10 protein-coding genes are annotated in these 12,732 nt (G+C 42.2%); all 10 read left to right on the top strand.

Features of this window, described 5'->3' with window-relative positions; genetic code table 11:
* The coding region (locus AC1DVJ_RS14230; protein ID WP_477591695.1) for an Ig-like domain-containing protein at positions 1 to 1,071 on the top strand (1,071 nt) is incomplete at its 5' end.
* 442 nt (positions 1,072 to 1,513) lie between these two features.
* Positions 1,514 to 4,342, top strand: coding sequence for an S-layer homology domain-containing protein (locus AC1DVJ_RS14225; protein ID WP_477591693.1), 2,829 nt, complete (start codon positions 1,514 to 1,516; stop codon positions 4,340 to 4,342).
* A 143-nt stretch (positions 4,343 to 4,485) separates the two neighbouring features.
* Entirely contained in the window at positions 4,486 to 5,016 is a 531-nt protein-coding gene (locus AC1DVJ_RS14220; RefSeq protein ID WP_477591691.1) for a hypothetical protein, read from the top strand.
* 151 nt (positions 5,017 to 5,167) lie between these two features.
* A complete protein-coding gene (locus AC1DVJ_RS14215) occupies positions 5,168 to 5,434 on the top strand; it encodes a small, acid-soluble spore protein, alpha/beta type (RefSeq protein ID WP_477591690.1) in 267 nt (88 codons plus the stop codon).
* Between the two features lie 294 nt (positions 5,435 to 5,728).
* Positions 5,729 to 6,943, top strand: coding sequence for a methionine adenosyltransferase (gene metK, locus AC1DVJ_RS14210; RefSeq protein ID WP_477591688.1), 1,215 nt, complete (start codon positions 5,729 to 5,731; stop codon positions 6,941 to 6,943).
* 193 nt (positions 6,944 to 7,136) lie between these two features.
* Complete coding sequence (locus tag AC1DVJ_RS14205; protein ID WP_477591686.1) at positions 7,137 to 7,433, top strand: hypothetical protein; 297 nt, start codon at positions 7,137 to 7,139, stop codon at positions 7,431 to 7,433.
* Positions 7,434 to 7,646: 213 nt separating this feature from the next.
* Positions 7,647 to 10,250 carry a stalk domain-containing protein gene (locus AC1DVJ_RS14200; protein ID WP_477591685.1) on the top strand — a complete coding sequence of 868 codons (2,604 nt, stop codon included), beginning with the start codon at positions 7,647 to 7,649 and terminating at the stop codon, positions 10,248 to 10,250.
* 97 nt (positions 10,251 to 10,347) lie between these two features.
* Positions 10,348 to 11,514 carry a sensor histidine kinase gene (locus AC1DVJ_RS14195; protein ID WP_477591683.1) on the top strand — a complete coding sequence of 389 codons (1,167 nt, stop codon included), beginning with the start codon at positions 10,348 to 10,350 and terminating at the stop codon, positions 11,512 to 11,514.
* The gene (locus AC1DVJ_RS14190; RefSeq protein WP_056611570.1) at positions 11,514 to 12,239 is read left to right on the top strand and encodes a response regulator; all 726 of its coding nucleotides are present in this window, start codon (positions 11,514 to 11,516) and stop codon (positions 12,237 to 12,239) included. Before AC1DVJ_RS14195 ends, AC1DVJ_RS14190 begins: the two co-directional genes overlap by 1 nt.
* An 80-nt stretch (positions 12,240 to 12,319) precedes the next feature.
* Positions 12,320 to 12,715 carry a hypothetical protein gene (locus tag AC1DVJ_RS14185; RefSeq protein WP_477591682.1) on the top strand — a complete coding sequence of 132 codons (396 nt, stop codon included), beginning with the start codon at positions 12,320 to 12,322 and terminating at the stop codon, positions 12,713 to 12,715.
* Positions 12,716 to 12,732 lie beyond the last annotated feature (17 nt).

The raw sequence follows: 12,732 nt of genomic DNA, 5'->3' as shown, positions 1-12,732 counted from the left end.
GTATTACTCACATCATCAAACCCGGCAGTAACATTTGTAACGGCTCCAAAATATGATGCAATTACTGGTGAACTTGTTGTTAAATTTGCTGGTACTGGCTCAACTACGGTATATGCTTGGATTAACGGTGCAATTGTAGGCCAAGTTACTCTTGATGTTAAAGCTGCTGCTGCTCCTGTAAAAGTAACTGGACTTAAAGGACTACAGTCAATTGAAGCAGTTAACGGTGTTGTGACAGTTGATCTTGCTCACGTGAATGTAGTTGATACGTATGGTAGAGCAGTAACTACTTTGCCTACGGGATATACGTTGACACTTGCTAAGAAGGATTCAGCTAATACTACTGTAATAGTTGATGGCTCTGCTCTTACTGTAACTGGTGCAGCTGCAGGAACTTCAACACTTGTTATTGGTCTAGCAAATGGTGGTACTGCGGTTTCTAATTCAACATTTGAATATACGAATACTGTTGTTGCTGACACGGCGATTGCTTCATACAGTATCGCAGCTGTAGGTGAAACTATATACGGATATGCTGCTAACACAGACGCAGATCTTCATGCTAAAGCTGTAACATTAATTGGTAAAGATGCAAGTGGCAATGAACTTGCAATTGCACAAGGAAATTACATTTCCGCAATTACAAGTTCCGATACTACTATTGCTACTATCGTAAATGGTAAAATCGTAGGTCTGAAAGCTGGAAATACAACAGTCACTGCTTGGAAAGGTGGCACTAAGCTAGCAGAAGTAACAGTAAAAGTTAGCGACATTGCTCCTGTAGTAGCTACAGCTACATTTGGTAAAGTTACTTATGCTGTAGCAGCACCTACTGTTGCAGCTCCTACACCTACAGTAGACCTAGGTCAAGTTGCTACTGATTTCTTAACAGTTAAAGATCAGTATGGCGTAGCAATTGCTCCAGCTGCTGTATGGACATCTTCTGATACTACTAAAGCAACAGTAAATGCAAGTGGCGTAGTAAATGGTAAAGCTGCTGGAACTGTGACAATTTCCTATGTTACATCAAATGGTGTTGTTGCAACAACTCAAGTTATTGTAACTCCATAAATATTAGAGTGAGACCTAGCTTATGCTAGGTCTTCTTGTATGAGGAATTCAAATAACTTTTCTATGTAAAGATGTTATAAATAACATTGCATAAGAAGGATGTTGGGAATTATTTATTAATGAAACAAATGATATACTCGTGTATACTAATTTGTATAGAACAAATGTTACATGATAAATTTTTAGATTTATTTAAAGCTTTCGCAACTTTTTAGAATTTCCTGCGTTTAATACTTTGAAACAACCAATGAATGAAAATTATACATTGAATAATTCATCGAAAATACTTCTTTACGATCCAGAGTGATCAATGTATAATGTAAATTGGTCTAGGTTGCTATTTTTTATTGATAACAGTTTACTAGTTTCAAATGTAGCATCGAGCTACAAGCGAACCTTAGTTATATTATGCTCTAACTCTGGAGAGGGGGTGAACAATAAGATGAGTGAATCGAGCTGGAATAAAGAAAAAGCTAACATTAAAAATAAAACTCACGATATTCAAGGAGGAGAAAAAAAGGTTATGAAAAAAAGTTTAAAAGTACTAGCATCCGCTACACTAGCGTTCTCATTGTTTGCATCGGTGGCAATGGCTGACACTGCTACAACAACAGCTACACCTACAGCAACTACAACAGCAGCAGTTAAAACTGCGGCAGATTTCACGGATTTGGCATCTGCTACACCAGCACAAGTTGTTGCAATCAATGCTTTGCTTGCAAAAGGTTACATGGAAGGTAAAACAGATACAACTTTTGACATCACTGGAAACATGACTCGTGCAGAAGCTGCTAAGCTTGTTGCTAAAATCTTTGGTCTTACTGTTGGTACTGAAACAACTTCTACTTTCAAAGACGTTGACGGTACTGATGCTTCAATCGCTTGGTCAATTCCTTTCATCGAAGCAGCTAAAAAAGCTGGCATCATCGATGGTATGACTGACACTACTTTCGCTCCAAAAGATAACGTAACAATCGGTCAACTAGCTGCATTGCTTGTTAAAGGTTTTGGTAAAGGTGCAACTGTTCCTGTAACTACACCTTGGTACGATGGTTACCTAGCAGTTGTTAAAGCAGCAGGTATCGACTTGGGTACTGATGGCGCTAAGCTTGCTACTCGTGCTGATCTTGTTGTGGGTTCATTCGCTGCTGATCAAGCGGTTCAAGCTACTAAGAAACTTACGATCTCTTCGGTAAAGCAAGTTGGAGCTAAGAAAATCGCTGTAACTTTTGGAAGAGCAGTAACGGCTGATGAGCTAACAAAGTTGACTACAACAGTGAAAAATGGATTTGTTCCTTACAACACAACTGCAACTCTAAGTGCAGATAAATTGTCCGTAGTTCTTGAGTCCACTTTTGCATTCCCGACTGGTGAATACACAGTTGAGGTAGCTGGATATGATGCACAAAAAGTTACTGTTGCTGCTGAAGTAGCATCCAAAGTTGAAATTGGTGCTCTTGCATTGCAAAACACAACAGCACAGAATCTAGTAGTTAAAACAACTAACCAATTCGGTGAAGAAATTGCATCAGCTATCCCTGATACTAATATCTCAGTATTCGATGCAACTTATGCTGCAGCAAATCCTTTGACTGTATCTGGTGGCAAAGTAGATTTGACTAACACTAAAGTAGATGACAATCTTATTGTAACAGCAACTCACGTTGCAACTGGTTTGTCTGCAACTAAGTCGTTCAAAGTGGTTTCAATTAGTTCTGCAACTACAATGACATTTGGTCCTGCGACTCCACTTAAAGATAAAACTAAAATCACTATCAACGAAACAGGATTAGCTCTTACGTATTCTTTGAAAGATCAGTATGGAACTTCATTGAATCTGCCTACAACTGGTACTTCATTGCTTACGAATACTAAAACTTTTGGAGACATTACGTTTAGCACAAGTTCACCAACTGTTGTAAATCCAACTACTTTTGCAGTAGACGCTGATGGCAAATTAACTTTCACAGCAGGTACTGCTGCGGGTACGGCTATTATTACAGCTGTTAATGCAAAAACTGGTGCAGCTACAAGCTTTAGCATTAAAGTTGAGGATGTAGCTAAAGTTAAAACTTACCAATTAAATCACCCTGGTATCCTAGTAGCAGCTTCTGAAGATGTGAAAATTCCATTCATGGCTGTTGATTCATTCGGTACAGCAATTGCGAATAAAGATTTCGCAAATACAGCGACAAACAGTCAAGTCGTAATTACATCATCAAATCCTGCAGTAACATTTGTATCGGGCTATCCTAAATATGATGCAGTTACTGGTGAACTTGTTGTGAAATTCGCTGGTACTGGTACGACTACTGTTTATGCTTGGATTGGTGGCGCAATTGTCGGTCAAGTAACTCTTGATGTTAAAGCAGCTGCAGCTCCAGTAAAAGTAACAGGATTAAAAGGTCTTAAAGCTATTGAAGCAATCGGCGGTTCTGTAACTGTTGATATTGCTCACGTAAATGTAGTTGACACTTATGGCAGACCAGTAACAGCATTGCCAGCAGGCTACACTTTGACTCTTGCGAAAAAAGCAGCTGAGACGACTCCAACTGTAAACTTAAGTGGTCTAGTAATTACTGCTGCTTCTGCAGGTACTACAACACTAGTAATTGGTTTAGACAATAGTGGTGCAGTAGCAAATTCAACATTTGAGTATACAAACACAGTAGTTGCTGATACTGTTATTGCTTCTTACAGCATCGCTTCTGTTGGTGAAACTGTATACGGATATGCTGCTAACACAGACGCTGATCTTCATGCTAAAGCTGTAACATTAGTTGGTAAAGATGCAAGCGGCAATGAAATTGCAATTGCACAAGGAAATTACATTACTGCAATTACAAGTTCCAATGCTACTATTGCAACTATCGTAAATGGTAAAATCGTTGGTCTGAAGGTTGGAGATACAACAGTTACTGCTTGGAAAGGCGGCACTAAGCTAGCGGAACTTGCAGTTAAAGTTAGCGACGTTGCTCCTGTAGTAGCTACAGCTGCATTTGGTAAAGCGACTTACACTGTAGCATCACCAACTGTTGCAGTTCCTACACCTACAGTAAACCTAGGCACTATCCATGCTGACTTCTTGACAGTTAAAGATCAATATGGAATTGCAATTACTCCAGCTGCTGTATGGACATCTTCTGATACTGCTAAGGCAACTGTAAGTGCAAGTGGCGTAGTAACTGGTAAAGCTGCTGGTACTGTGACAATTTCCTATGTTACATCTAATGGTGTTGTTGCTACAACTCAAGTTGTTGTAACTCCGTAATAATATATTTTAAATAATTAAGAAAAGGCCTAGCTGATGCTAGGCTTTTTCTTAATTTAATCAGTAAAAGACTGGGCTTATACAGGTCTTCTATTTATTTGTATCAGCAGGTATAATAAGTACAAATAATTAAGGAGATAGTTATGAAAAATAAAATCGGTCAAATTGCCTTCCTTTTAACACTATTATTTATTCTTACCATTTCAACTTCCCAAGCCGAAGCCCCATCACCAGGTACAACCGACCCAGTAATCACCCAGAGCTACTTCGAGCAGAACACCTTAAGCGAAGCAAAGGTGAAGGAGATCGTGGCCTCCGCAATCGCAGCTTCTGCTGGAAGCAACGGAGGCACGAGCACTACCCCTACGCAAGCGGCGAGTATGAAGGTTGTCCAGTTGGAAAATGGACAAACCCTGTATGCCGGCGCTGGCGCTGAATTCATCGTGCGAAGCGGCAAGGTACTCGCCGTGAGCAACGATGAGAACGGCATCCCGGATGTAACGGGAGGCAAGGATCTGGCAGCGGGAACGGAAGTCACGCTGAATCATCTTTTGATTTTCCCAACGGAAGGCCGTGGAATTAAGCCTTCGCCGAAAAATGACACGTCCATTTATGTGATGGTACGTGGGGGTTATTTGATTTTGAATGCAGACGGTAGTAAGGTCTCGCAATAATAAATGTCTACTCCATAATTTTACCCAATCTGACAACTTCTTATGCGTGTTGCCTTAATGATTCTAGCCATACTAATCATTGTACCCAGCAGATAGGTAGCTGCTTAACGAGTGCATGATCACAACTTAAACTCTGAGGAGGCGTTTGGTTATGGCTAGAAGTAAAGTGGTTCCGGAATCGAAGAAGGCATTGGATATTCTTAAGTATGAAATTGCTGCAGAATTGGGTTTACCAGTAGGTAAACAGATGTCAATGAATGCTGACACGGAGTTTGCGACGGAGCTAGGCTCTATTCAAACCTCATCGATGAGTAAAGATTATTGGGGACATATTACATCAAGAGATGCGGGGGCTGTTGGCGGGCGGATTACGCAGCGTCTGATCCAGCGAGCAGAAGAAACATTGTTCAGTTTATAATGGACAAAGCAGCATTTATTTCTTTTATAAAGTATGAGTTCATGAATTGACACTAGACGACAAATGAAGTAAGATAACTAATTGAAGGTCAATCTTTCATTTAACCTTTTCCTATCGGAAAAGGTTCATTTTATTTGCGGAATTCATTAATCCTTACAGCGCATGAGCGCAAAAGAGGGATTCCGTTTGGCGTGAAAAGCTGCCGCTAAAGCCGGGCCCGATTTTTTTATCATAAAGAGGCATCGTGTAAAAGCTTTTCAAACATACTAATGATTAAGTAGGGGGATGAATGATATGGCGCAAGTACGTGGACGTCGTTTATTTACATCCGAATCCGTAACAGAAGGTCATCCGGATAAAATTTGTGACCAAATTTCTGACGCGGTATTGGATGCATTTCTTGCTAATGATCCGAATGCTCGTGTAGCATGTGAGGTCTCTGTAGCAACTGGTTTAGTATTGGTAATCGGTGAGATTACTTCAAGTTCTGAATACGTGGATATTCAAGCCATCGCAAGAAAAACTATCAAGGAAATTGGTTACACACGTGCGAAGTACGGTTTTGACTCCCAAACTTGTGCGGTTCTAGTTTCTTTGAATGAACAATCTCCTGACATTGCACAGGGTGTAGATAGAGCCCTTGAAGCAAGAGAAGGTAACATGTCCGATGAAGAAATCGAAGCAATTGGTGCTGGTGACCAAGGCTTAATGTTCGGATTCGCTGTGAACGAGACGCCTGAGCTTATGCCTCTTCCAATCTCGATTTCTCACCAATTGGCTCGTCGTTTGACAGAAGTACGTAAGAATGGAACTCTTCCATACCTGCGTCCTGATGGTAAAACACAAGTTACAGTTGAATATATCGACGATAAACCAGTTCGTGTAGATGCGATCGTTGTATCCACACAGCATGATGAGAATACAACTTTGGAGCAAATCCAAAAAGATATTAAAGAGCACGTAATTAACCCAATCGTTCCAGCGAATTTGTTGGATGAGAACACGAACTATTTCATCAACCCAACAGGTCGTTTCGTTATCGGTGGTCCTCAAGGGGATGCTGGTTTGACTGGTCGTAAAATTATCGTTGATACGTACGGTGGCTATGCTCGTCATGGCGGCGGCGCATTCTCTGGTAAGGATCCGACAAAAGTTGACCGTTCCGGTGCCTACGCGGCGCGTTATGTTGCGAAGAACATCGTAGCAGCTGGTCTTGCTGAGAAATGTGAAGTTCAATTGGCTTATGCAATTGGTGTTGCTCGTCCAGTATCTATTGCTATTGATACATTTGGTACGGCTAAAGTGAGTGAAGAGAAGCTTGTTGAGCTAATTCACACAAACTTTGACCTTCGCCCAGCTGGTATCATTAGAGAGCTTGATCTTCGTCGTCCGATCTACCGTCAAACAGCGGCTTATGGCCACTTTGGTCGTAACGATCTAGATGTCCCTTGGGAACGTACAGATAAAGCAGAAACATTGAAAGCACAAGCTTTAGAGCTTAAGCATTAAGAAATAGTGAAGCCGTCCTTTGTGGGCGGCTTTTTGTTTGTACTTTGGAATAACTACAGTAAATATATTCGTTTTCTTTTGTGAATAACTATGGTAGTATATGTATATGTCATCTGATGCTAATTCATAGGGAATTATGTTATTATAAGAACAAGATAAGTTCTGCGTAGGTATAGGAAGGGAGAGTGATATCATGGATAACGATTTGAAAGAAGCACTTACCACTATAATCAAGGCAGAATTATCACCAGTTATTGAAAGATTAGATGGTATAGACTCTCGATTAGATGGCATAGACTCTCGATTAAATGGCATAGACTCTCGATTAGACAGAATAGAGTTCGAACAATCACAAATTAAACAAGCCGTACTTGAAACCAATGAGATCGTAAAGCGATTGGAAGTTGTCCAGGAACAACAACATAGAATCATTGAGCTGCTCTCCGCACGTTCGATTGAACAAGAAGCAAAATTAAAGAAAATAATTTAATTGTATGTTATAGATCCCACGCATCTCAAGCAGAGAGCAGACCCAGGTAGGGTTATGCTCTCTTTTAGTTTGCCGTGCTTTTGATGCTATTTGCTGACATATGAATACAACATGGAGAATATCGTAACTTTTTCCATAGTTTAAGAGTCTATATAGTTATCGCTTAAAAGATAGATACTAGACTTAGATATAAAAGAGGAGTGGAACAGCAACGTGAAGGTACAGAGGCAAGTAGGAGTAGCTGCGCTAGCTTGCGCCATGATGTGGCAGTTGGTGTCAGGTACAACAGTGAACGCGGCGGGTACAAAGTTGACGCTGAGCTCGCAGGAGACGATTACATCAGGTGCAATTATGAAGAATTACGTATGGACAACAACACGGAGCAATAAGGAAGTATCGGTTAATGCCAATGTGGTCGAGGTTGATCTGACGAACCCGAACGTGAAGATAGACGCAATGGCAGGTACGAAGAACCAGTTCACGAAGAACCAGAGTGTGCTTGGCATGGTGAAGGATACGGGTGCTGTGGCAGGAGTAAATGGAGACTTCTATAACACTCAAGCAGAAGGGGTGCCGGAAGGCGCACAGATTACCAATGGTCAAGTGATGGCGACGCCTGCGAAGATCTCGGGTTTATACTCTTTTGCCATTACGAATACGAATCAGCCGATTATTGATATTTTCGATTTTCAGGGTAAGGTTACGGCGAAAGATGGTACTTCATTCGAGCTTGGCGGCGTGAACAAAACATTCTACTGGGACGATAACGACGTACCGATGATTGCAGATGGCTTGTTCCTTTATACAAGTGCATGGGCGATGACACAGCGAGCTGTGGATGGCACACACGTACCAACCGAGGCGCTAATCCAGAATGATATCGTCAAGGAGATTCAGATCGATACGAATGTGAAAATGATTGCTCCTGCGGATGGATATATCCTAAGAGGCTCCGGTTTGGCTAGAGAGTTTATTGTTAAGCATCTCAAGGTTGGGGATAAAATCACGACGAAATATGACATGATTCCACACGATGCGTCTAAGACCTATGATTGGAAAAACTTCAAAATGCTCATTGGTGGCAGCACGTTGCTGGTAGATGAGGCGAAGCCGAGCTATTTTACGCGGAATATTAATGATTTTAACGGATATAGTCCGCTTTCACGGACAGCTGTTGGTTACTCTAAGGATTTGAAGAAGGCCTATATTATAACGTCCGATCGAAGCGGCGATAGTGCCGGAATGACGCTCCCAGAATTGCAGCAATTCATGATTGATGCAGGTGTCTGGAGGGGAATGGTACTCGATGGCGGTGGATCGACACAGATGGTCTCTAGGCCTCTAGGCGATGTGGATCCGAAGCTGTGGAACAAAACGCAGAATGGCAATCAACGTGCCGTTGTCAATGGATTGGGCGTGTATTCGACAGCGCCGAAGGGTGAATTGAAAGGTCTTATTTTAAAAGGACAATCCTTATTATTCATGAATGAATCCAGCACTTATCAATTTAAAGCATATGATGATTATTATAATCCAATTGCAACAACAGGCATTGTTCCACAATGGAGCAGTACGATGGCTAATGGCTCGTTTAAAGATAATGTTTATACACCGACTATGCCTGGGAAAACGCAGATTGTCGCTCAATCAGGCAAAGGATCCGCAAGCATGGATGTCGAAGTTGTCGGGCGTGATCAGATTACGTCGATGGCTTTTAGCTCAGGGGCATTCTCACTGACAGAGGGCGGCGATTTCAAGCTTCCGATTACCGTTACAACACGAAGTGGCGCGACGCGAGAATTACCCGCGGCATCTGCTGCATGGGAGCTTAGCGGGGTAAAGGGGACGATCACCAACGGCGTGCTGCATGTAGATAGTACGGCAGGGGCGCAAACTGCTCAGGTCATTGCACGATACGATGGATATAGCACAATGGTCACTCTACCCGTAGGGCAGGAGAAAGTATGGTATGATTTAGATAAATTTGCTGTCATGACAACAGGGGATAAATATCCAGCTGAAGTCGTTTCGGCAGTCAATATCGCACAAAACAATGGGAATAAGAACTTGGAGATCACCTATGATTTCTCAAAAGGATTAGGTACGAAAGCAGCTTATGCGAGGTTTAATAATGGGAATGGTGCGCCAATAGAGGGTGAACCTGAATTTATTACGGCTAAAGTCCTAGGCGATGGCAGCTTCAATTGGGTTCGTGCGGAAGTCATTGATGCTGACGGCAAGCTGAATTACGTGAGCTTTACGGAAAATATGAACTGGACAGGCTGGCGTAAGGTGACGGCGGATGTGTCGGATCTGAAGTCCCCTATTCTGGTGAAGAGCATTTATGTCGCAAATCCAGCGAACGGACAGGATGAAAGAGCCGCTAAAGGGAAAATTAATATTGACGATATTTCATTCATTTATAAGGGACAACTTCCCACATTACCGAAAAATGCAATAAAACTTACCGTAAATAAAAAACAAGCAAGCTTAAATAGTAAACCGATGACTTTGGAGCAAGCACCGACGATCGTGAAGGATAATACCTTGGTTCCGATTCGTTTCGTCACGGAGGCATTAGGTGGAACTGTGAAGTGGGATGACAAAGAACGTAAGGTAACCGTCATACGCGGTGATAAGCTTATTGACCTGTGGATTGATCAAACGGATCTGCTTGTAAATGGTTTGCGAGTCACAGCAGAGGTATCACCAACGATCATGAATAATGTGACTATGGTCCCATTACGGCTCATTTCTGAGAAATTAGGCTTTAAAGTAGGCTGGGATCCCCAGAATTACGGAATTTCTATTGAATAAATAGTACTAGAAGTACACGGCAAACGGGAAGAACTATGCTACAATATGGGGTAGACAACTTACTACTATAAGGTTTTATTAAAGGAGCTCGTTTCATGTGCAACCAGACGCTATAGACCAGGTCATTACCAACGCCATTAACGTCATGGAGAGCAGCAAGTATCAATTGTTTGAGATTGCTCAGTCATCACGCTTTGAGAAAGAGTCACTTGCTCGTGAGCTGAATGACATTAAGCATGAGACGGGTGTCACGATTGATCTCGTGGATATGTTAGAGAAAGAATACAAGAGGTCGCGGATCCGACTCACGGAGGTTAGCCGTGATTTCAACAAGTATCGAGAAGAAGATATCAAGATTGCTTATGAAGCCGCTATCGCTTTTCAATTACAGCTAACCGTTGCTCGGGAAAAAGAGAATAATCTCAAGGTCCGCCGCAATGACCTGCAGGTTCGCATGAAAAACGTGGACAAGCAGGTAGAACGCGCGGAGACCATTGTTTCTCAGATGAATGTTGCATTGGAATACTTATCAGGGGATCTCAATCAATTAACACGAATAATCGAGTCTGCTAAGAATCGACAACTGCTGGGATTGAAAATCATTTTGGCCCAGGAGGAAGAACGCAAACGAATCGCACGTGAAATTCATGATGGCATGGCTCAAACCTTGGCGAACGTCGTGCTTCGGACTGAAATTGCCCAACGCATGCTTGTGAAGGAAGATATGTCAGCTGTGAAGGATGAGTTAGTCGATTTGAAGGGACAAGTCAGAAATGGCCTTGAAGAGGTTCGCAAAATCATCTTCAACCTTCGGCCAATGGCGCTCGATGATCTGGGGATTGTACCTACATTACGGAAATATGTGCAGGACTTCGAAGACAAATATCGAGTTCACACACAATTTAACTTGGTTGGGAAAGAAACTCGCATACCTTCCGGGCTAGAAATTGCGGTTTTCCGATTGGTACAGGAAGCTTTATCGAATGTATTCAAGCATGCCAAAGCCACCTTCGTATCTGTTGAACTCACATTAGAACCAGATCAAGTACAAATCTACGTTGTAGATAACGGAATTGGCTTTAATGTGCCTCTGACAGAACTAAGAATAGCCAAGGGAAATAACTTTGGTTTACTGGGAATGCGAGAGCGTGTGGAGCTGCTAGAAGGTACGATGGTTCTGGAGTCCGAGAAAGATTCAGGAACAAAAATTACGATGCTTATCCCTATCGGCGGCGTTGGAGAGAACAAGGAGGAAAATCAGTAATGGACAACACGGCGAGTCATAAACGCAATGTGCATATCGTCATTGCAGACGATCATCAGCTTTTTCGTGAAGGTGTTAAACGAATCATTAATATGGAAGATGATATGGAAGTTATCGGTGAGTGCGGCGATGGCATTCAAGTCATTGAACTGTGTAATCAAATTACGCCGGATATTGTGCTCATGGACATTAATATGCCCCTTGAGAATGGTGTAATTGCAACAGAACGACTGAAACTGATCTTCCCGGATATTAAAGTTATCATTCTCTCTATTCATGATGATGAAAGCTATGTATTCGAGACGTTGCGCAAAGGGGCTTCAGGCTACTTGCTAAAGGATATGGAAGCAGAGTCACTGATTAATGCGATTCGTTCTGTTGTTGCAGGACATGCCTACATTCATCCTAAGGTAACAGGTAAGCTTATTAATCAACTAAGACGTATGACGTATCTGGACGACGTTGGTGTGGTTGGAACAGGCACAGGCGTTAAGGATTCCGGGCTGAAATACATACATAATGCGAACAGTCCTTTGACCAAAAGGGAAGCAGAAGTGCTTCGTCTTATGGCGGAAGGCAAAAGCAATAAGCTGATTGGCGAGTTCCTGTATATCAGTGAGAAAACGGTGAAAAACCACGTAAGTAGTATTCTTCAAAAAATGGAAGTCGATGACCGTACACAAGCGGTAATTATTGCAATCAAAAATGGTTGGGTAACGCTGTAATTCACGCTGTTCCCAATCCGTGCCAATAGGAACCCCCCTTTGCTCTGCCGCATACACTGCAGGTAAGGGAGGGACCCGCTATGTGGATTGGATTGCTTTGTATCTTCGGTTGCTATGGCATGAGCATTATCATGCTGCATCTCTTTCTGGGTGCCCGAAAGGGGACTAAGAAGAAACCGACAGCTGTTTTACTTGTTACCAAAAATAATCAAAATCAAATTGAGTGGGTTATTCGCTCGTTATTTTTCTTTTCGCGTTTAAAAGGCAATCAGGTCAGAGCAACCATCATCGATGAGGGTTCGTCCGACGATACGAGAGTGATCATTGAGCGTTTATCCCAAACGTATGCGTTGGAGCTGCGTTATCAATCCGATTATGATGCCGTCGATCGGTTTCTAAGTCAGCACGATGAAGATCCGGTTGTACTTGTACACCTCAGTAATAGGGAGGATCTCGTGAAGATTCCTGTTATCTGACGGTAAACGCTTTCAAA

It is taken from the genome of Paenibacillus sp. P4_A9, from assembly GCF_056402415.1.
Note: the sequence above shows the minus strand (reverse complement) of the source record. Positions and strands in the feature narration are given on the sequence as shown.